Annotated in this window: 16 protein-coding genes; 5 read left to right on the top strand and 11 right to left on the bottom strand. The window is 42.0% G+C overall.

All coding sequences use genetic code 11. The features are described from left to right. Nucleotides 1–161: 161 nt before the first annotated feature. From ID165_RS09675 to rhaM, 10 genes are all read right to left on the bottom strand, one after another. Nucleotides 162–1,931, bottom strand: a complete 1,770-nt coding sequence (locus ID165_RS09675) for a hypothetical protein (RefSeq protein ID WP_192350135.1) — start codon at nucleotides 1,929–1,931, stop codon at nucleotides 162–164. 100 nt (nucleotides 1,932–2,031) lie between these two features. After that, a complete protein-coding gene (locus tag ID165_RS09670) occupies nucleotides 2,032–3,006 on the bottom strand; it encodes a FecR family protein (RefSeq protein WP_192350134.1) in 975 nt (324 codons plus the stop codon). Beyond that, nucleotides 3,003–3,593: an RNA polymerase sigma-70 factor gene (locus tag ID165_RS09665; RefSeq protein ID WP_192350133.1), complete on the bottom strand. Its 591-nt coding sequence runs from the start codon at nucleotides 3,591–3,593 to the stop codon at nucleotides 3,003–3,005. The genes ID165_RS09670 and ID165_RS09665 overlap by 4 nt, the downstream gene beginning before the upstream one ends. Nucleotides 3,594–3,797: 204 nt before the next feature. Next, nucleotides 3,798–5,009 (bottom strand): hypothetical protein, encoded by a 1,212-nt coding sequence (locus ID165_RS09660; protein ID WP_192350132.1) that lies wholly within the window; start codon nucleotides 5,007–5,009, stop codon nucleotides 3,798–3,800. Between the two features lie 530 nt (nucleotides 5,010–5,539). After that, nucleotides 5,540–5,770 (bottom strand): acyl carrier protein, encoded by a 231-nt coding sequence (locus ID165_RS09655; RefSeq protein ID WP_192350131.1) that lies wholly within the window; start codon nucleotides 5,768–5,770, stop codon nucleotides 5,540–5,542. A 234-nt stretch (nucleotides 5,771–6,004) separates the two neighbouring features. Next, the gene (locus ID165_RS09650) at nucleotides 6,005–7,282 is read right to left on the bottom strand and encodes a sugar isomerase (RefSeq protein ID WP_192350130.1); all 1,278 of its coding nucleotides are present in this window, start codon (nucleotides 7,280–7,282) and stop codon (nucleotides 6,005–6,007) included. A 559-nt stretch (nucleotides 7,283–7,841) separates the two neighbouring features. Then, the gene (locus ID165_RS09645; RefSeq protein WP_192350129.1) at nucleotides 7,842–8,030 is read right to left on the bottom strand and encodes a hypothetical protein; all 189 of its coding nucleotides are present in this window, start codon (nucleotides 8,028–8,030) and stop codon (nucleotides 7,842–7,844) included. A 2-nt stretch (nucleotides 8,031–8,032) separates the two neighbouring features. Next, complete coding sequence (locus ID165_RS09640) at nucleotides 8,033–9,457, bottom strand: cytosine permease (RefSeq protein ID WP_192350128.1); 1,425 nt, start codon at nucleotides 9,455–9,457, stop codon at nucleotides 8,033–8,035. A gap of 100 nt (nucleotides 9,458–9,557) precedes the next feature. Next, nucleotides 9,558–12,290, bottom strand: a complete 2,733-nt coding sequence (locus ID165_RS09635) for a glycosyl hydrolase (RefSeq protein WP_370539757.1) — start codon at nucleotides 12,288–12,290, stop codon at nucleotides 9,558–9,560. Next, nucleotides 12,178–12,651 carry an L-rhamnose mutarotase gene (gene rhaM, locus ID165_RS27095; protein WP_370539744.1) on the bottom strand — a complete coding sequence of 158 codons (474 nt, stop codon included), beginning with the start codon at nucleotides 12,649–12,651 and terminating at the stop codon, nucleotides 12,178–12,180. Before rhaM ends, ID165_RS09635 begins: the two co-directional genes overlap by 113 nt. Before the next feature lie 348 nt (nucleotides 12,652–12,999). Here rhaM and ID165_RS09625 point away from each other — a divergent pair, with 348 nt between their 5' ends. The 3 genes from ID165_RS09625 to ID165_RS09615 all read left to right on the top strand — a co-directional run bounded on the left by ID165_RS09625 (nucleotide 13,000) and on the right by ID165_RS09615 (nucleotide 15,884). Beyond that, nucleotides 13,000–14,457 (top strand): glycoside hydrolase family 28 protein, encoded by a 1,458-nt coding sequence (locus ID165_RS09625; RefSeq protein WP_192350126.1) that lies wholly within the window; start codon nucleotides 13,000–13,002, stop codon nucleotides 14,455–14,457. Between the two features lie 51 nt (nucleotides 14,458–14,508). After that, a complete protein-coding gene (locus ID165_RS09620; protein WP_192350125.1) occupies nucleotides 14,509–15,360 on the top strand; it encodes an AraC family transcriptional regulator in 852 nt (283 codons plus the stop codon). A gap of 86 nt (nucleotides 15,361–15,446) precedes the next feature. Further along, nucleotides 15,447–15,884 carry a hypothetical protein gene (locus ID165_RS09615; RefSeq protein ID WP_192350124.1) on the top strand — a complete coding sequence of 146 codons (438 nt, stop codon included), beginning with the start codon at nucleotides 15,447–15,449 and terminating at the stop codon, nucleotides 15,882–15,884. 192 nt (nucleotides 15,885–16,076) lie between these two features. Here ID165_RS09615 and ID165_RS09610 read toward each other — a convergent pair whose 3' ends face one another. Beyond that, complete coding sequence (locus ID165_RS09610) at nucleotides 16,077–17,576, bottom strand: rhamnogalacturonan acetylesterase (RefSeq protein ID WP_192350123.1); 1,500 nt, start codon at nucleotides 17,574–17,576, stop codon at nucleotides 16,077–16,079. Between the two features lie 330 nt (nucleotides 17,577–17,906). On the opposite strand from ID165_RS09610, the gene ID165_RS09605 reads away from it, so the two are divergent. Both ID165_RS09605 and ID165_RS09600 read left to right on the top strand, forming a co-directional pair. Then, entirely contained in the window at nucleotides 17,907–18,602 is a 696-nt protein-coding gene (locus tag ID165_RS09605; protein WP_192350122.1) for an ABC transporter ATP-binding protein, read from the top strand. A gap of 4 nt (nucleotides 18,603–18,606) precedes the next feature. Beyond that, a complete protein-coding gene (locus tag ID165_RS09600) occupies nucleotides 18,607–21,111 on the top strand; it encodes a TonB-dependent receptor domain-containing protein (RefSeq protein WP_192350121.1) in 2,505 nt (834 codons plus the stop codon). Nucleotides 21,112–21,119 lie beyond the last annotated feature (8 nt).

Genomic DNA, 21,119 nt, shown 5'->3' with positions numbered 1-21,119 from the left:
GCTATCCTGCTTCTCCGGAATCCGGATCTGCTATATACTCTCATTACCCTAGTGGAAGTTCACCTTAATCAATGTTTTGGTAGTGCAGTCTGAAGACTGCATTGATATAGATCCAAGACTGAAGTCTCTTGAACCAGAAGCTATTCACTTTCATAGAATGCCTAGAAAATAACTTGTAATCCACCGGTCACTCCTCCAAAACTACGGTAGATGCCTGTAGAAGTAGTTCTTTCGTAAATATTCAAGCCACCTGTGATGTCATTCTGTCCCGGATCCAATACAGCAAAATTAAGGCTTGGTCCTGCGAAAATCCTTAGATGGTCGCCAAACCGGTAACCGGGAAAAAGACGGAAAGATTGGATTTGGTTTGTTACTTCCCTGAAATCACTGACAGTAAGACTTACACATTCAGTATCTAAAGAAAATTTGTTGCTAGGAAGCAAGTGTATCCCCAATCCAGCCTCCAGCCCAATTGGTGTATCAATAGCTTGGAGACTATAGGCAATTCCCAGAATACCATATATTTTTCTTCCTCCTGAGCGTAAAGTCAGATGTGTGAAGCTTGATTCATCAATCCCTGCCGAAAGATTTATTTCTCCATTTCGAATAAAGTTTAGCAATCCAATAGCGTAATCATTTTCTTGGGCAATATTGATCAATGCAACTTGAAAGCCATTGACTTTTTTAGCCTGGTTGATGATTCCGGATAGTTGGTGATTTACTGTATCACCCGCTAAGTTGGAAATTCCTGCCCATTGGAATCCGGACGATTTGGAGGTATGATTGGCAATACCTGCTAGCTGAAAGTGGTTTGACTTCTTTGCATGGTTTACTATGCCGGCTATCTGTATATCGGCATCGTTGTTCACCCTATTGACAATTCCTCCTATTTGAAGTCCTGTTGCACTCCCTTGTATATGATTGTATACTCCACCGACTTGTAATCCATTTACATTTTTGTACACTGAATTATAAATCCCGCCCACTTGAAGACCTTTGGAGCTTCCACCGACCATGTTAAATATTCCTGCAAACTGTACAGATTTGACATCTCTTTTATTGATATTGAAAATTCCGGCAGCTTCAAATCCCTCAATTCCAGCAGTATATCCACCGATTAAATTCAAGGAAAAATTGCTTATCGTCTGGCTATTGAACATTCCCTTAGAGCTTAGCCCTGGGGTGAGGGACATTTGAAATGGGCTTTCCGCAAAGAAACTTCCCACATTCATACCCTGAAGCCGCTGTCTGAAACCAATAAACGTCCTTCCCAAGAAACTATCTTCCAATTCCCGGGTAGTACTGTCGCCGGGCAAGTAACGGAACAGCCGGTTTTCTTTTTCGGAAACTATGCTTACAGTGGGCAAAAGGAAAAAGGTAGTATCTCTATAATTTTCCTTGCTTAGCGTGAGCCAAATTGACGAATCCAATTTTTTGTATTTCAGTTTGAAATAACCCTTTTCATTGGTTAGGGTGGAAGCTAAGGTATTTTTATCATAGATACTTGCTTGACTTACTCCTTCATTTGTACGGGCATTTTTGATGTAGCCTTTGACAGTTACCGTTTTGAATCTGGTATCCATTTCGGCGTCCAGATCAAGTTTCTCAGGTGCATAACGTATGATGATATAGCCGGGCAATTCCTTGAATTCGTACACATCACCCAGCTCTTGCATAAGGAACTCACCGATTGTACCTGAAAACTCTTCTGTTTTTATGTCATTGTCCAGGGGGGAAAGAGTACTTTCATAAGAAAAGTAAAAATTATTCCGGGAGGAAAGTGTGTCCAGTATTTGACGCAGACTGAGTGTCTCAGTTTGTTGAATCTCAACTTTTTTATCCAACATCATCTGGGAAAATCCGTCGATAGAATTGATCAAAAATAGGAAGAGTAGGAGAGAACCCCGAAAAAGTGCTTTGGTGCGCAGCATTTGGATTGAAATAGTAAAAACCGGAAACTGAGTGAATTTAATAAAGTAAGGACTATGATTTTTTCAACCATAGCCCTTTTATTTTTAAGAATGTGAATTACTACTCGATGAGGATGGTTTGATCGCGCTGGGAAATTTTCAAATTCAGGGTTTCCCTGATCACATCCAGATTCTTACTGAGTGAGCCATACTCTAAGGTAGTGGTAATAGGCAAGTTTTTGAGTTCTTCTTTTGTGATCACAATGTCAGTGTCATAGGCCTCATTCAATATGGCTACCAAATCTTGTAATGGAATCCTATCCGCCTGAAATTTCTTGCTTACATAGTAATTGTAAAGGGAGTTTTCAGGACTACTTTTTTCCATATCCCCTGTTTGTTGATTCACCGAAAGCTTTTCTTCCGGAATAAGTAATTCTTTATTACCATTGATTTCGACTTGTACAGAGCCAGTGATGACAATTACTTCAGTGGTGTTTCCTGTATTTTTGACATGAAAACTAGTTCCCAGTACAGTAATTTGAACTTTCTCAGCTTGTATTACAAAAGGCTTTTGCTCATTTCTCTTCACATCAAAAAATGCTTCTCCACCCTTCATGCTCACTTTTCTTTCTTTGGCAAAAAGCTTCTGTGAGTAGTGCAAGCTGGTATTTTTATTCAGAGTAACTCTAGTGCCATCCAGCAGAGGAATCTCAACAGGAAGATTTTCTGACTGAAGTTCAATAGTACTGAAGTAAGCTCTTCCAGACTGGGGAAGAAAAATAGAATATACCCAAGCCGATACTAAAAGCAAGGTGATGGCAGCAGCGTATCTGAACAGATTGCTATGTAAAAAGCGTTGATTTTGCTTGGGTGTACTGCCTGTTTTTTTATCTCTTAGTTTGATGAATTTTCCCCAGGCTTCATTCTCATCCACGTCACTTTTTTCCAGCAAGAGTTTGCCGGAGTTCCACACCCACTTTACTTCTTCAAATTGCTTTTTATTCACGGGATCACTTTCGATCCATTCCTGCACAGCTTTGGATTCCTCTACATCGCTTTCCTGAAGCAAATATTTGATTAATTGTTCTTCGTTCATGGTTTCCATAGATTTATCAGAAAAAGTAAAAGCAAAGGAAGAAACTCAGCCAGTTCTACCCGGAGTGTTTTCAGTGCTTTGCCCATATGTGCTTCCACCGTTTTGAGCGAAATCCCAAGCCGATCGGCTATTTCCTGATATTTCAATTCCTCAAATCTGCTGAGATTAAAAACCATTCGGCATTTCTCCGGCAGCTTTTCCAGTGCCAATTGAAACCGTTCATGCAGCTCATTTTCTTGGCCTCTGATCTGCTCGCCGACTTGATCAGGTTTTCCCTGAGTCATTTCGTAATGCGTATGTTCCCAATGCTTTCTTTTCACTTTCTGATGATTGATGTAGTTCAGACTGTCATGATACACAGACCGGTAGAGATAAGCTTTTATGGAGCTGTTTATTTCAAGAGATTCCCGCTTTTCCCAAAGTTTAAGAAATACACTCTGGACGATTTCCTCGGCAGGTTCGGACTCTTTCAGTATAGCAGAGGCATAGGCATGCAAGGGCTTAAAGTAAGTTTTGAACACGGTTTCAAATGCCTGTTCATCGACGAGCGTAAGGGTATTTGACGGTTGTAGTAGTTCTTCTGTCACCTGCGATTTTGGGATGCTTCAGTGATATGACAAGCTGAGCCGGTCTTACCCTTAGTGCTTTTGTTAAAAATATGGAATATTAGTAAAAAGTGGGAAGACCGAAGACCGAAGATATAAAATCGGTAAATTAAACACCTAATCAACACTTTGGTATAGCTTAAGAGGCTGGAATTTGCCGTCTCCCGTCTTCGGTCTTCCAGCTTCTCAAAACCTCACATTCAAACCCGCAGTGAATCCCAGAAGAATTGATTGGTATTTATTTCGACCTATCTCATCCCAAATCATCAGCCCGGAGTTCTTGACTTTATCCAAATCCTCTGAGTGGCTATAGGAAAGGCTAGGTCCGGCGAAGAGATATATACGCTCGGAAATCTTCAGTGCAGGGAGCAATTGGAAACTGAACTTGGAGAATTCCTTGTCTTCAAAATCCGTCAGGTATTTGCTTACACCTTCCACATCCAGTCGAAAGTTATTGTTTTCCAGTAGATTCCAGCCCAAACCTCCCTCAAATCCATACGGAAAATCTGCTGCTTCAAAGTTGGTTCCTATGCCGAAAATTCCATACAGACGTTTGCCGCCCGACCGAAAAGTAAGAAAGGAATTGAGGTTCTCGTCTATGGAAAGTCCCAGTCTTTTGTCGCCATTTTTTACGATATTTATCAAACCGATGGTTAGATCGCTACTATTGGCGATATTGATCAGACCGATTTGCATGCCTTTGACAATTTTGGCCCGATTTACAAGTCCTGAGATCTGAATTCCTTCCACCTGATCAGCTACGTTTGAGATCCCCGAGATTTGCAATCCGTCCACTTTTTTGGCTAATGACGAAATTCCCGCTACTTGTACTCCGTCTATTTCCGGTGAAATGTTTGCGACACCTGCTACTTGGAGTCCATTTACAGATTTAGAGATATTGGCAATTCCGGCAACTTGGAAACCGTCTACACTGTCAGCTAGATTTGAGATACCTGCGATTTGACTTCCGTTTACGTTTTTTGCTGTATTGAATATGCCCGAAGCCTGAAAAGCTGAATTTCCCAAATTGATATTGCCTACTCCTGCTATTTGGGCGGATTCAGTCGCGTCAGCACTTTGGTTAAGAATACCTGCCACTTGGACTCCGGATACTTTTCCTGACACATTGTTCCAGAGACCGGAAATCTGAGCACCTTGAAGATCACCCCTGACTATACCTGCCAAACCATAGATGGCGGCACCTGTTTCTCCACCGGACAGTCCTGTAAGTAAATGAAGACTGAAGTCATTCGTATAATCAGCCGCTGTCGTTCCATGTGTAGAAACAGGGTAAAATAAACCCAAATGGGCAGGGCTTTTTTCCTGAGCGTAAGAAACTGAGATTATTCCCAAGAGAAGGAATGAAAATAGAGTGGTTTTTAATTCTAATGTTTTCATGTGTTTATAATTGATTTTTAATGGTCACCCCGATGGGTCGGGGCAGGCTATAGAATCTCGCATGGCAGATAATCATCCCAGTGTGTGACTCTTGGGTCATGCTCGATTTCATTTGAAATGGTGATTTTTTGAAAGTGTATTTTAACCGCAGAGAAAGCGGTAGTTCGAGATGCTCACCAAGCAAGGTTTTCGGAGAGGACACAGATCAGTAGTACTTATTTATTGGAAATACTTTTGCGCGCGTCATTGCGAGGGACAGCCTGCCTCGGGAAGAGCAGGCAATCTATTATAACGTCATTGCGAGGAACGAAGCAATCTCTTCCAAATAGTCCCCGAGCGCATACTTCCCGCAGATTCTCGCTGAAAAGGGTGCTGATTGACACAGAATTAAAGAGCTCCTCGATCACTCCCTTGTTGGTGAGCGTTACCCTGCTTCTCCGGAAGCTGGATTTATTTCCCGCTTTTTCCTATTTATGCCAGTCTTATCGATTGGTCAGAAGACCAATGGCATGAATTTTTTTAGTAAAGGATCAATCGAGCAGCAAAGCGATCAATTGGGAAGGAGCATCGATCTGGAAAACTTTATGATCTTCCAGCTCCTTATTAAGGGCGTATTCCAGTTCGAAAATCAATCCATTCAGGAAGATTTTATCCATTCTCAGGTCGAAGATGAAGTGATCGTGTTTTCTTGCTCCTGTCAATACTATTCCGTATTCGCCAAAAATTTGGGTGATTTTTCGGAGTTGGCTATATTTTCCCATACTGTCGTTTTTTGTGGTGTTGTAGCTATGACAGCAGAGGGAGGGATTACCCTTAGTTGAGTATGAAAAAAAGTAAAATTAAACCGCAAATCGCACAGAAGTTTTTGCAGAGAACCGCAAAGAGCAGTTCATTTAGAAAAGATGCCTCGAACCTTAAAATATCAGTTTAAGGGAGTTTTGTAACTTTTCCAAAGTTTCAAACTTTGGAAAAGTTACTTTTTTAATTTGATTAAATTATAACCCAGAAGCTACTGATTTTAAGCCTCTTTCATTGATTAGTGATTCCCTTACTTTAAGATTTCTAAATGAACCGATTGGATCAATTGCTCCGCCTGACCTGCGTATGGCTTCAGCAAGTAAAGGACGAAGATCGGTTCTATAGGCATCCTGCAATATTTCTTGTGCCCCGGTCACATCATGAGTTTCCTGTGCAGCTTCCAAAGATTTGCTATCCACTAAAAGTGCTTGTGCATAAGCAAGCTTAATTGCCTGAACGGATTGAATCAGGTCTTCCATAGGATCCTTCAGATTATGACTGGCATCGATCATCCAGGAAAGTGGGGGATTATTGGTTTCTTCAAAACCCTTCACCAGTTCCTGAAAAATCAAGAATAACTGGTATGGTTTGATGCTGCCTACGGTCAGGTCATCATCCCCATATTTGGAATCATTGAAGTGGAACCCGCCCAATTTTCCTTCTGTCATGAGCGTGGCCACAATCTGTTCAATATTTGTATTGGGTAAGTGGTGACCAAGATCCACAAGCGTATACGCTTTTTTGCCTAGTTTATTGGCCAGGAGAAATGAAGTTCCCCAATCCTGGATGACTGTGCTGTAGAAATAGGGCTCATAGGGCTTGTACTCAATAAGGAGTTTCCAGTCTTCAGGCACATCTTTATAGATTTCCTGTAGGGACAAATGCGTGTTTTCCAGAGATTTTCTGAGGCTATGCTGACCGGGAAAACTGCTTCCATCCGCCAGCCAGACTGTCAATGCTTTGGAACCCAATTTCTCTCCAATCTCGATTACTTGCTTATTGTGCTCTACAGCCAACTCACGAACGGCGGATTCAGAATTGGCCAAGGAACCGAATTTGTAGCTTTGAACTTGATTGGTCTGATCCTGAAACGTATTTGAATTTACGGCATCGAAGCCGATTCCTACTTCTGAAGCACTTTCTTTAATGGATTGGTAATCATTGGGTATATCCCAGGGTATATGAAGAGAAACTGCATTGCTGGATTGATTAAGTGCATGAAGAATTCCTACATCCTGGATTTTTTGGATCAGGGTCGCTGGTTCTCCACCGCCGGAGAATCGTCCAAACCGGGTTCCGCCGGTTCCCAATGCCCAGCTCGGGATAGCTATTTGCAAGGCTTGAAGCTTGGAAATCAGTTCTTCAACCTTGTAGCCTTTCTTGTCCAGGCTTGTTGCCAGGAATTCAAAGTTTCGGGCATGCTCGCTTAATTTTAATAAATTCTGATCTTGTATTTGATCTGATGTAAGTTTCATAGATTATGTTTTTTTAACCGCTAAGGCCGTGAAGATTACGCAAAGGGTACCGTTACGTTAGTCAAAGTTTTGTTGTCCTGCTTCTCCAGAAGCTGGACTATATTTGGTTGTTTCCCGCTGATTTCCGCAGAAAAGGTCGCTGATTATAAATATTTTTAGCAGTTGCGCTTTAACCCGCATTATGCATTAGCAAATCTACTACGGCTTCAAACCGCCTCAAAATCAGTCGCTATGCTTCACTTTTCGCTCTCACCGTAGCAGTGCTACGACTCGATCTCCAAAGTGACTGATTTTCTTGCAGTTTGAACCCTCGCTACGAATCCTAATGCATAGTCCAGGTTTAATGATAGATGCCTGGCTTATCTAGAAGTAGGACTTTATTTTTTTTTTTAATATGTATATCCGCTTTTCTTCCAGTAAAACAATAAAAGCATAATAGGATTCGGAAAACACTAGCGTCAAGGATACTTCGGTCACCCGTCTTCGGTCTTCCGTCCAGTAAAGCAAAGAGAATAGGGTTACTGGGATCATTACGGATAATCACATTTTTTAATATAGCCTATCCAATCTCCTCTTCTTTCTCAGTTTTGTTCATCCAAAAGGAAGCTGAGCCAAACCAGATTACCGTTCCGGCCAGCATCAATGTTTTGGAAAGTTCGGGGGTAATTATCCCATTTAAAACCAAGAAAGAGGGAATGAGTGTCAATGCTAAAGCAGCGAATGATATGATTTTTAATAGGATTTTCATAATCAATAAGTTAAGGGGAGAGTAGGAGAAACAGATATTACTTTTTTCTGAATAGCTTTTGAAGCAAGTAGGTAAACAAAAACAGCTACAAACCAGCCCGGAAGTCCAAGAAAGAAGATTTCAATTCCTCCCCAGATATTCAGTCCCAGACAGAAGACCAGTGATATGGCCCAGGTGATTCCCACAGCCGGATTGAAATGTGACTTGGTCAATTCTGCATAATTGCTTGCGAGTCCCATTTTCGGAAAGACAAATACATCCAAGAATATAACCGCACCGAGCGGCATCAAGATCAGCCCATAGAGAGCTACGAATTCTAATAACTGCATTACCAAAGCTGGAAAGCAAGCTGCGATCGTGGTTACCAATCCTACAAAGAGCGTAACCTTCCAGGTCTTCCATTTGGGGTTAATGGATTGGATGGCAAGTCCCGCTCTGTAAAGCGTTGGGTTTGCAGTGGTCCAACCGGCAATCACCACACAAACAGCACCTGCTATTCCGGCAGCTTCGTAGGCGATGGGGCCTGGAGCAAATACCAAGCTGCCCTGTGACTCCAAAAGGAAGAGTGAATACAAAATCCCAGAAGCCATCCATGCTATGAAATGCCCTAAAAATACACCTCCCGTAGTGGAAAAACCATACGTCCACTTCTTGGCATAGCGTAAGATGGACATATCTGCCATTCCGATATGCATGCCCATATTGCAAAACCAAGCAAAGAATAGGATATGCCAAAACGTGAATTTGCTCTGTCCTTCAAGAGGAATTCCAGTCCAAATAGTGCTTTCTGCTACCGGCCAAAATTCAGAAAATGAGTTGATTCCCAATCTCGGCAATACGCCCACCGCAGCAGCTATAAAGACCATAATCATCCATGGCGCTGCGATATTGGCGAATTTTGAGATCACATTGAAGCCAAACATTGCCACAACAGTAGTGATAGCACCGATTCCGAAAACGGTGATAATCCATCCCACACTGTTTGGATAAACGTCGGTCAAGGAAGGCATTTGAAGATTAAAAGGTATGCCAACAGCTGTAGCGGATACTGCGATCATAGAGCCAGCCAAGAAGCAGAATAACGCGGCGTTTACTAAGTTATAGACCAGCGTAAATCGATTGCCTGCGATTTTTTCTAGTTGGTAATAAAGCGTGGTACGGGTCTTTACGGCTACTTTTCCTGTGAAAAATGCCCAGCTGAGGATGGCTAGAATATTTCCTAAGAGCAAGCCACTTACCAAATCTCCGGCGGATGCACCGTGTGCTACGAAAAGAGGCCCAAGCACAAACTCAGTTCCTGCAGTATGTTCGCCGGCGTAGGTGCCTATAAAGCTTTTCCAGCCTTTAAGTTTGTTCTTGGGAATTGGAGTCCGCTCGTATTCATTGACAGCTTCGAGCCGCTGTTTTAGGTTTTGGGTTGATGACATAGGTTTTCTTTTGGGCTGAAGTTCAAATTAGGATAGGAGGCACGTTCATGTATCCTGTAGTATATGGGTATAAAGAGGAAGGAGGTTATCAGTGTGTTGATTATTGGTCAAATTCTAAAATCTCAATTTTCCCATCGAGTCCGGATGGCATTGTTTTCCAATTGCTGGCGTCAAATGGTTTATAATCTATATTTACAAAATTGATTTCATGGTAATTTCTCCATTCTATTCCGTTTCTATCCAGACATCGAATGCTATTTGCCATTAGGTTGGCTATTTCTATTCTGATGGTGTTTTTCCCATTCTGTAGCTGTTCACTTATATCAAGTTGGTAGGGAATACTCCAGATATTTCCTGCATACGCTCCATTGATCCAGATTTTTGCACTTTCATACACCTTGTCAATGGTCAATAAATACTGATTTCCCGTAGTCTTTCTGAATTCGAATTCAGAGGAATAGCCCGCCTGACCGGAGAAGTCATCGGCTTCAGGATCGCCGTTGTCTGTCCAAGGTTTGATGATTACCAAAGCCTGGGGGGAAGGGAGTTTTGGTTGTCCCTGAGTAAAGTTCACCTCCCAGTTTTTCGATATATCTGTTGTGCCTGAAGTCTTGGAGTAATCGGGCCAGACCGCTATTTGTAAATTGGTCTTCTGATCAAATGTTTTTAGAAAAATAGATTCTCCTGATTTGAGATGGACTGTGACGCTTGTTCCCCCTGCTGTTTGTTGGGAAGGAAGAAGGCCTGTTTTGCTTGTAAGAGGATCCATTGCCATCACGGTTTCTGCTTTGGTGTTAAGTGAGATCGTCTGGGATATGGCATCCGAACTATGGTTCACCAGAAAGTAGTAGCTGCCGTCTGCAACTTTTCTTCGGATGAAATCCAATCCGGAATCGACTAAGCTTTCCCGATAAATCCCTAACTGCGCTAAGGTCTTACCCAGCTCATCCGAAAGATATATTCCACCTTTTCCAAGAGTTGATTTCCCTTCTTCAAAAGACATAGAAGTCCATAATTGATTGAATTCACTTTCTCTTGACTTTTGGTCAATGTGTAAGCCGGGGATGGATTTTGGTTTGGACTGGAAGATCACTTTTGCACCGGCTTCTGCCAGTCTGAGAATATTTTTGAGTGTCCCGATTGGCATAAATTCCGTTTCCGGAATTATCAAAACCTTTCCGGAATTTTGTTCTGATGTTTTAATCAGGCTATTAGCAACTTCTGAATTTCCAATCATATCGTCCGAAATAAAGTCTAGGGAATAACCAGCCTCCATCAGTTTTTTGGATTGCTTATAAAACTCCGTAGGGTGCAGCCATTCATCCACTGCATGGACGGTGATCATTTCCATCCGTCCTTTTGGCTCCGCCCAGACATCGTAGACAGGCCAATAGACCAACAATTCATTATCCGCTTTTCCGGCTTGCAAAATCGCCTGTGATCTGGCAATGTAGTCATTGAATCCCTTGAAGTGAGGCCAAAGGCTATTTTGCTGAGTTAGATTGAGTGAAGCATAAAACAACCAACCGGGATAGGGCACATCTTCCGGGCTGTAAGTGACGCCATGATAGAATATGTGGTTGACTCCCGCAAGGAATGCCTGCTCTACTTCGGGTTTCATCTGGGCAAAGGATGATTTGAAATGCTCACCGAGCCAAGTGAAGGTCTCGGAGGAGACTAGATTCTTGCCTGTCAAATGAGCCGCTGACGATGCAAACTTCAGCATGATCGGATCCGGATCTACATTTCGAATGTCTGCGCTGTCTCTCCTCAGGCCCGGGATAGGAAAATAGCTTGATCCGAACGTCTCGCATTCGGGAATATCCACCGCAGCATAGAGATCGAGCAGATTTCCCGGAGATCCGTGAGCTTGATTTTTGGTCAATTTCGATTGGCTGTGTGCCCAATTTGTCCAATTTTTGGTAAAATTGGTTAGCAGGAGATCATTGATCGTCTCCCTGTAGTCAGATTTTACTCTCCGCACTATATCCAGGTTTTCTTCACTTTCCAGGTATGGTAAAAATTCTTTCAAATCATATCCTCTACGTTTTTCAAATTCTTCAAAAAAGTTGGTGGTAAAATCTGCTCCATATACTTCAAAACTGTCATTATAAAATGCCCGGATACCATAATCTTTTCCTGCAAATGCCTTTTTAAAATACGAATTGTAGGAATCAACAGCACTTTTGCTGAAATGGTCCAGCGTAAATCCAACCCCACCCGGTGCCGCTCTTTTGACCATCTGGCCTGTTTTGTCCATGAAAATGGCTTTGATGTTCCATTCGCCCGTTTCATCCCAAGTTAGCTTTCCCTTATCATCCACATAGGCAGTGATTTCCTTCGCATTGGTATTCTGGTCATATGCCATCACTGCGATCAATTGAGCATCTGACTGAGTTCCTTTTTTCTTTTGAAATATAATTGGAGTAGAAAGTGCCTCTCCATCTGTTTTTTGATACTCCTGAATCACCAGCCGTGTAGCTGCATTTTCCACACTTACTTGCGGGCCTCCAAATGGCCAGCCTGTTCCCTGTGTCATATCCACACCCATTCCGAGCCCATGAGCTTTGTTCACCGTAAAATCAAGCATGCTCAACCAATCTTCAGAAAGGAAGTGGATGTAGCGATCTTCATAGCCTTTTGCTCCATAGATAGGAGCGATTTCTACTCCGCCAAGTCCTGCTTTGTGGTATATCTCTAGCAGGTTGGAAAGATTCGTTTCATCCACGGCGTTTCCCATCCACCACCAGCGGGTCCAAGGTTTGGCAGTTTGGGTGATTTCGGGCCATTCGCCGGAAGCAGGAACTTCCTTCTCTACCTGTTGAGACCCCAGAAATAGTAATAGTATAAGTGGAGTGAATAAAAATAAGCTTCTGTACTTTGGGGTCATTGGAAATGGAGTTTTGAAGATCAAAAACGTTTGGGAGTTCTACTGAAATAGGAGAGTTGTCTGGATTGGTTTCCATGATATCAGCCATGTGTTTCCACCAGCGTTGGACGATCCATGTGCTGCCTAGTTCTTGGGAATTAGCTTCCCCCTCAATCACCTGAAAGGCAAATAGACTGGAAGTTTCCCTGTCCAAAAAGATCTGGTAATCCAGGATTCCGGCATCTTTGAGTAAAGTGACCAGTTCGGGCCAAATCTCCCGGTGTCTTCTTTCATATTCCTCTTCAAAACCCGGGATCAGTTTCATCCGGAAAGCTAATTTTCTTGGCATTTTGGGTACTATAAATTGGTAATAAGAAACGATACAGTACGTAATTTATAAAAGCTATCCGGTTAGAAAAATGAATAAGTCGATGATCATAGAAATATTAATTTAATCCGTGAAAAGTTGCTTATTCAAGCAAAAGGATAAGTTTTCTGTGCAAAAACCTATTGAATATTGCGCAACAAACATCAAATCATGAATCTAAAGAAGAGTCATAAATAGGACTCTGCAGTAAGTGGCGTAAGAATCCCTTGTGCAAAAGCCTTAACTAAAATTGCATAAAACAGCGTCTGTCACGAGCTGAGTAATCAACCAAAATTCAATTCTGTTATGAAGTCAATTCCATTTTTCTCCCATTCAAAAAATATTTTCTATTTGATTTTTTGTCTTGCGATAGGTCTGACGCAAGGCTGTAATTCCAAAACTTCCTATACCGGGATAGAAGTTGTGGCCGAAGAAGATCCTTGGGATTTGCTGCCATCAATCCGTGCGCAGATCGTAGCTCCTGAATTTAAGGATCAGGACTTTTGGATTACTGATTTTGGAGCTAAAATGGGAGGGAAATTTAAGAATACCGATGCTTTTGCAGCAGCTATCAAGGCTTGCAATGAAGCTGGCGGTGGACGTGTGGTAGTACCCGAAGGAACATGGCTCACGGGAGCGATTCATCTCAAATCAAATGTCAATTTGCATTTGGAGGATGGGGCACTTATTCAGTTTAGTCAAGATGATAAGGATTATCTTCCTGTAGTATTTTCCCGCTGGGAAGGCATGGAGTTGATGAATTATTCGCCTTTTATTTACGCATTTGGGCAGGAAAATATAGCCGTGACGGGAAAAGGCATTTTGGATGGAAATGCAGATATGAAGAACTGGTGGTGGTGGTGCGGGGCAAACCATTACGGATGGAAAGAGGGCATGGGAAGACAGACCGAAGCCCGAATGCTGCTTCATCAAATGGTAGCCGATGAAGTGCCCGCTGAAGAGAGGATATTCGGTGAAGGGCATTACCTGCGTCCCCAGTTTGTACAGTTTTACAAGTGCAAAAACATTCTTCTTCAGGATGTGAAACTGATCAATTCACCGATGTGGAATATTCATCCTGTGTTGAGCGAAAATATCACGATCGAGAGATTGAGGATAGAAACACTGGGACCAAACAATGACGGAGTAGATCCGGAAGCCTGCAAAAATGTACTGATCAAGGATACTTATTTCGACACTGGCGATGATTGTATTGCGATCAAATCTGGCAGAAATCAGGACGGAAGAAACATAGGAGTGGCTTCTGAGAATTTTATCATCGAGGGATGTACGATGAAGGAAGGTCATGGGGGTGTGGTGATCGGATCAGAGATTTCCGGAGGAGCAAAGAATATTTATGCGCAGGACCTGGTGATGAGCAGCGAAAATCTGGATCGGGTTCTTCGTATCAAAACGAGTTCCAAGCGTGGTGGAACCGTGGAGAATGTCTATATGCGAAATGTGAAAGTGGGTAAATACAAGGAAGCAGCGGTGCGGTTCAATATGTTCTACGAAGAAGAAGGAGATCATATTCCTCAAATTAAGAATGTAACCGTGGATAATCTACAGGTGGAAGATGGTGGAAAATATGCGGTGATGATCGATGCTTACGAGGAATCTCCTGTGGAGAACTTTCAAATGATAAACAGCACTATCAATGGCGTGGATGAGTTTTTCAAGGTTAATCACTTTATAAACGCTAAATTTAAAAATGTCACAATCAATGGTAAAGAGGTGAAGCAGCTTGTGAGGACGGAGGAGTAGAGAAGCCTATTAGCTGTAAGCCTCCCGGACACCCGGACATGAATCAAACAGATGATAATCGACAGAAAACATTTTGACTTAAATAACAAATGTGTAATTGAAAAATTACTCATAAGGGCTCCATTTAGATATGGCGAGATTTTTCAAAATGAAGCTTGTTTCTTATTTATCAAGGACGGAGAAAGTATACTGAATTCTTCTACTGAGAAGTTGACCATCCATGTTTCAGAGAGTGTGCTGTTGAAATGTGGAAGTTATTTTGCGGAATTAATTCAAAAATCCGAACATCAGAATTGTGAAATTTTTGCAATACATCTTCATAAGGGCATTCTGAAAGAACTATACAAAGACGAAGTACCCAGCTTTGTTAAACCAACTGGTGAAAAATATTTTGCCCAAAAAATTGAAAAGCAGGACATCATAATTCACTTCATTGAAAGCTTGGAGTTCTACTTTCAGAATCCAACATTGGTTAGCGATGAATTATTGAAACTTAAAATAAAAGAACTTATACTAGTACTGCTTCAAACCAACAACTATGAAAATATCATCAGTTTATTTTCTCATTTGTTTACCCCGAGAAAAGCAGGTTTTAAGGAAGTAATTCAAGCCCATCTATTTTCAAACATTACAATACCGGAATTGGCAGTACTTTCAGGTCGAAGTTTATCTGCTTTTAAACGGGATTTTGAAAGTTATTTCAACGACACTCCTGCCAATTACATTAAAGAACAAAAACTTTTAAAGGCGAAGAGTTTGTTGGCATCAACGGATTTTTCTGTTAGTGAAATTTGTTATGAAGTTGGATTTAGTGACACTTCTCATTTTGCCAAATTATTTAAACTGAAATATAATTTGACTCCGACTGAACACCGAAGAAGTAAAGTTTCGAAGATCATTTGAGCTTCTTGTCTCATTTTTTGGACTTTATCGCCAAACTACTTTTAAGTATTAGTTGCAATTTTGTCTTAAACTTAATCAACTAATATATGACATATACAAAAATTACCACTTGGTTTTTGGCCATATCAATGTTTCTATTTGGTATTCTTAAATTTATAAATCCCTTCAAGAGCTGGTACATGGCTCAGGTTACTAATAGTGGTCTAGGTCAACTATCATACGTTATGGGTATTATGGGAGAGATTGCCGTTGGGCTAACTCTCTTAGTATGCTTGATCTACAGACAGAGAATCCCAACGAAATTATATGCTCTTTTGACAACTATTTCGTTTTTCACGATCATCATAGTAATGCTTACAGGAGTATATGTTCATCTAAATCCGAATGTACCTGCTGATATTTTGCCGCTTAAAATCAAACCACCCTATATCCCTATTTTCTTTTTATTGATTGCGTTATCTAATATTGCATTGACAACACGAAATAATCCAAAAGCAAGGCGGGTAAAAAGGCCTAACAGATAAAGCGGATTGGTAAAATAGGAGATTTGTTGCATCACATGACTTTTTTCGTAAATCTGAAGAATGTACTTAGTCGTAAATCAAAGTTGAGCGATACAATCGCCACCTTGGTCAAGCCGCAAACCAAGGAAGATAGCAGGTAGGGGAATTTTATTACTTTAAGCTAGACACTATTCTAAATACATAAATTCATAATCACTCCTTAAGAAAAGATTTTAAACCATTCTCTGCCAACATTTTAATGGCGTTCGTTACTAGTTCTGCATTCAGTTCAGCACCTTCTTCTACAGTATGTGTGTGATCCGTATTGTTAAAGAAATGTGTTTTCACATATTCCTCGCCCAGTTCATCGTACTTCGCTGCCACCAGTAGATTTAAGTCTATAAAGGCAGTTTCAGTGTCCTCGGCCACCTTCTTTGCCCAGAGGCCATAATCCGTCTCTGCCGTGATGACTTTGCCGTCTTTCCAGTTGTTTCGGGGAATCAGCGAACAGACAATAGGAGTGACTCCCTTGGCTTTGGCGGCCAAAATCATCTGACGTAAATATTGACCATAGGAATAAACCGTTTCCTGACGCTTGGTGATGGGATTGTATATGTTTTCCGCTTCCAATCCGGCACTTTTGATCGTGCCCCGGGCTCTGGCTTCATCATCCGGCGGACTTGAGTCATTATGCCCAAACTGCATAATCAGGTAATCTCCGGGTTCTAATTTATCCAAAACCTTATCCCAATGTCCATACGTCTGAAACGTTCGGCTGCTTGTACCACCGAGTGCATGATTTTGGACTTTGATTTTGTCTTGGTCAAAATACGGAGCAATAAAATCTCCCCATCCCCAAAGTCCTCCGGCACCGTCACCTTGCCCATTTTTCACGGTGGAATCTCCGATTAAAAAGAGGGTAGGTTTATCCTTTGTCAAATAATCTTTCAAGTCGCAAGTAGTCAAATCCCGTAATCCCTCCGTAACTGACCAGGCATTGATCCTAGCTCCGGCTTTATTGGTATGGGTGTGATCTCTTTCAAAAAGTCCCTTTACGACTTCCTGACCCCATTTGTCGTATTGGTCAGCAACTATTGAATTGAGGTCAATAAAGGAGGCTCCCTGTTTTCTTGCTGATTCCTTGGCCCATTTCCCAAAATCCTGATTGGCCCTTTCTGTTTCTCCATCCTGAAATTTATTTCTCGGAATCATGGATGCCACGATGGGAGTTGCCCCTTTCGCTTTGGTATCGCTGATGAATTTTTCCAAATACCATCCATAGGTATGAACCGTTTCCGGACTGCCGTCAGGCCAGGTGAGTTCGATTGTTTCATCGCCCGTTCCTCTCAATACGCCACGGTAACCGGCTTTCGTAGTATCAGGTGCACTTCCTTCGTTGTGACCAAACTGCATAATCACATAATCTCCCGGCTTGAGCCTTTCGAGAACTTGATCCCATCTCCCTTCTTTGATAAAGGTTCTGGTGCTTCTGCCGGCCATAGCCTGATTACTGACGGTCAGTTTGGTACTGTCAAAAAACTCCTGCAGGAAATTCCCCCAGCCCCGCTGCAAATTTCCTTCTCCGTCATTTCTTACTGTAGAATCTCCGATCAAGTAGAGGGTTTTCTTCTCTTCAGTTTGTTGCTGAAAAGCGGTGAAAGCAAATGATAAAACAAGAATTGACAGGAAATGAAATGGAACTTTGAACTTCATGGAATAATAGTAAACGCTACAAGGAAAGTTGATTTTGGCTGTCTAATTTAAAGAAAGAATATTTATGGTGTATATGTGCTTTTCTTCTGGTGTATTCAGTGTTTTATGCCTAGAGCTTCTATTGCCCAAGTATAATACTCATTTTGGACCTTGACTTAATTTTGAACCTGCGGTTCTATTGACCGATGGTGCTTCCTTCCCAAAAGTCGTTTCCGTACAGAAAGCAATTAGGCAGAAATATTTTCAATCTTTAATTCCCCGCACCATTGCATAAAAAGATGGATTGTGTCATATTTGCAATATTGTTGCAATATAACTTAATCATTTACGATGCTTGAAGCCATCAATCTAACCAAGAGCTATGGGACATTCCAGGCGCTCAAGGGGCTAAATCTTAGAATTGAAAAGGGAGAAGTGTTTTGTTTGCTGGGTCAGAACGGCGCCGGAAAGACGACTACCATAAATATTTTTCTTGGGTTGATTCCATCGACATCCGGAAAGGCACTAATCAACGGTATTGAAATCAAACCTAACTCCTCCGACTTCAATAAACTGATAGCCTACATTCCGGAAATAGTCCAACTCTATGGTAATCTATCAGGGATAGAGAATTTGGATCTGTTTAGTAGAATGGCGGGTTTTAACTATTCGAGGCAAGAATTAGAATCTTTTTTAGTTAAATCAGGCCTACAGCGGGAGGTTATTTCCCGCCCATTATCCACTTATTCGAAAGGGATGCGTCAAAAAGTGGGTATTTCCATTGCCCTCTCAAAGCATGCTGAGGTTATTTTTATGGACGAGCCGACATCAGGACTAGATCCAAAAGCTACTGCGGAATTTACTGCGATTTGTAAGGAATTGGCTTCTAACGGTACGTCAATTTTTATGGCCACTCATGACATTTTCAATGCCGTAAATGTGGGAACAAAAATAGGCATCATGAAAGAAGGAGAACTGGTTCACATGGCCACAGCCAAAGATGTCGATGCCAAGGAATTGCAGGAATTGTATTTGAAAACTATCTAAACACATGAATTTAAGATTTATAGTTTTCCTATTTTTCACGGCATTCTTATGCCTGCCTGTGACTGCTCAGGTTTTAATTAGAGGTACTGTCACGACACCTGATAATGCCTCGCTTCCCGGAGCCAGGGTGCAGATCCAACATGATCAGGAAATAGCCCAAGCGATAACGGATGTGAACGGCTACTTTGAACTTTCGATAGAAGGAAAGAAGACTGTTCAGTTGGAAATAAGATTCCTTGGGTATAAAACATACCGAAGTACTATAGCTATAGAAGGCGGGGGCAGCAAGGATTTGGGAAATATAGTTCTGGCGGACGATGAGCAGCAACTTCAGACCATTGAGGTGATCGGTCGTGCGCAGCGGGATTATACCAGTGATTATTCATTTTCCGCTACCAAAATTGGGATTAAAAACAGGGATTTGCCACAGTCTCTATCCGTAGTGACCAAGGAGCTTATTGACGATAGGCAGGCGTACCAATTGTCAGACGCAGTCAAGATTGTGAGCGGAGTGAGTTCTACGGGATTTTACAATCATTACAACATCCGGGGCATTACCCAGAATGAAGAAGGGCAGATTCTAAATGGAATGCGTACGCATCAGTACTTTTTTCTTCAGCCCATTACGGCAAATATTGAACGTGTGGAAGTACTGAAGGGGCCCGCGTCAGTGACCTTTTCGAGCGTAGATCCCGGAGGAAGTATCAACATGGTCACCAAGAAACCATTGAAAGATAATAGAAAGGAGATCAGAATGAGTGTCGAAAGCTTTAGTACATTCCGTGGGACATTGGATTTCACAGGGCCTGTAAATCAGGAAAAAACTTTACTCTACCGCTTAAATATAGGAATGCAGGAAGGGAAATCATTTCGTGATCAGATCCAGAATGATGCCTTCTTGGTTTCACCTTCTTTTAGCTATGTGCCCAATGATCGTACCGCTATAAATGTAGAAATGATCTACAGTGACAATAAAGGTACGCTGGACAGAGGGCAACCTATTTTCGGTGCAGAAGCTGGCGCAACTAAGCTCAACAGTACGCCTATCAGCCGTAGTCTAAGTGCCGGTGATGATTTCTTTCGGTCTACCGAGCTGGTGTTTATGTCAAATCTCAGCCAGAAGCTGACCGCTTTTGCCAATTTCAATGTGGCTTATATGAAGCAGACCTGGACGGAAGATTTGGCTGAGCATCGCACGACAAATGCTTTTGCGGTGGATATAGCCAACAATCCTGTACCTAGTCTGGTAAGTATGCGCTATGTGGAGCGTCAGCAATTCTGGGATACTGATAACCTCAGTACATATTTTGATGCGGATTTCAATACGGGAAAAGTAGGTCATAAAGTGTTGGTCGGATACGATCTGAGCCGGTGGCACAAGACAAAAGGAGGAAAACAGAATTCCGCACGTGGATACTTGCGGGCGGATGGTACAGTCACCAATGGATTTGATCCCACCGCAGCTCAGGATTACATGACTTACGAGGTCAACGGTATGACGCTACCGGTGCCTAATGTGCCTCATTTTGACCTGAACAATCCCACCTATGAGACGCTAAATACAGAGGATTATAACTTCAATTCAATTTTCAGTGTCCCACCTACCTTGACCACTACCAATAGCGCTTATGTACAGTATCAAGTGAAATTCGGTAGGTTTTCTTCCTTGCTTAGTCTAAGACAGGAAAGGTTTGAGGATATTACCAACTACGATATAGCACAAGAGGCAAGTTTTAAAAATTCTGCGTTGATCCCTAGAATAGGGCTCACCTATGGAGTCACCAAAGACATAAACGTATATGCAACTTACCTGGAAGGATTCCAGCCCCAGTCCAATACCGTATCGCTGATGCCGAGCACAGCCGCATTTTTCTGGGATCCAAATTCTCCCGCACGATTCAAGCCTCTCCTTAGTGATTTGAAGGAGATCGGTGCAAAAGGAGAATTTCTTGACAGCAGATTGAGTGCTTCGGTTGCGCTCTATGAGATCAATCAGAAGAATATCCTGATGAATGCCAACTTGCCGGAATTCCCTGATTCTTTGGTACAAAGAGGTGCTGATAGGAGCAGGGGGGTAGAAGTGGAACTGAACGGCTACATTTCTTCGAATTGGCAAGTGAATGCTGCATATAGCTACATCGATGCGGAGATTGTCCGGGATGTTGACAATACATTGAGTGGCAAACGGAAAGAAAACACACCTACCAACAGTGCCAATCTTTGGACAAGGTATAATTTTGTCAATGGATTTTTTGAAGATATAGGAGTTGGGTTGGGAGTACAATACAGCGGAGATAAGATCCCGTGGTTTACCAGAGATTTTACTGTACCGGAATACACATTGGTAGATATGGCAATCTACTATGCCCCTAAGAAAAGTGATTTTCAGCTGACTTTGAAAGTGAACAACCTATTGGACAAGACTTATTGGGTGGGAGCACAAAACTATCTTAGGCTTTTTCCCGGGGCGCCGAGGAATGCCATGTTGACAGCAGCTTACCAATTTTAAATCCAGCC

The organism is Algoriphagus sp. Y33, assembly GCF_014838715.1.
Lineage (GTDB): Bacteria > Bacteroidota > Bacteroidia > Cytophagales > Cyclobacteriaceae > Algoriphagus.
Note: the sequence above shows the minus strand (reverse complement) of the source record. Positions and strands in the feature narration are given on the sequence as shown.

Excerpts from the sequence above, each read along its gene's own strand:
- ID165_RS09675 (WP_192350135.1), bottom strand. The coding sequence starts at position 1,931 with ATGCTGCGCACCAAAGCACTTTTTCGGGGTTCTCTCCTACTCTTCCTA.
- ID165_RS09670 (WP_192350134.1), bottom strand. The coding sequence starts at position 3,006 with ATGAACGAAGAACAATTAATCAAATATTTGCTTCAGGAAAGCGATGTA.
- ID165_RS09660 (WP_192350132.1), bottom strand. The coding sequence starts at position 5,009 with ATGAAAACATTAGAATTAAAAACCACTCTATTTTCATTCCTTCTCTTG.
- ID165_RS09655 (WP_192350131.1), bottom strand. The coding sequence starts at position 5,770 with ATGGGAAAATATAGCCAACTCCGAAAAATCACCCAAATTTTTGGCGAA.
- ID165_RS09650 (WP_192350130.1), bottom strand. The coding sequence starts at position 7,282 with ATGAAACTTACATCAGATCAAATACAAGATCAGAATTTATTAAAATTA.
- ID165_RS09645 (WP_192350129.1), bottom strand. The coding sequence starts at position 8,030 with ATGAAAATCCTATTAAAAATCATATCATTCGCTGCTTTAGCATTGACA.
- ID165_RS09640 (WP_192350128.1), bottom strand. The coding sequence starts at position 9,457 with ATGTCATCAACCCAAAACCTAAAACAGCGGCTCGAAGCTGTCAATGAA.
- rhaM (WP_370539744.1), bottom strand. The coding sequence starts at position 12,651 with ATGAAACTGATCCCGGGTTTTGAAGAGGAATATGAAAGAAGACACCGG.
- ID165_RS09625 (WP_192350126.1), top strand. The coding sequence starts at position 13,000 with ATGAAGTCAATTCCATTTTTCTCCCATTCAAAAAATATTTTCTATTTG.
- ID165_RS09620 (WP_192350125.1), top strand. The coding sequence starts at position 14,509 with ATGATAATCGACAGAAAACATTTTGACTTAAATAACAAATGTGTAATT.
- ID165_RS09615 (WP_192350124.1), top strand. The coding sequence starts at position 15,447 with ATGACATATACAAAAATTACCACTTGGTTTTTGGCCATATCAATGTTT.
- ID165_RS09610 (WP_192350123.1), bottom strand. The coding sequence starts at position 17,576 with ATGAAGTTCAAAGTTCCATTTCATTTCCTGTCAATTCTTGTTTTATCA.
- ID165_RS09605 (WP_192350122.1), top strand. The coding sequence starts at position 17,907 with ATGCTTGAAGCCATCAATCTAACCAAGAGCTATGGGACATTCCAGGCG.
- ID165_RS09600 (WP_192350121.1), top strand. The coding sequence starts at position 18,607 with ATGAATTTAAGATTTATAGTTTTCCTATTTTTCACGGCATTCTTATGC.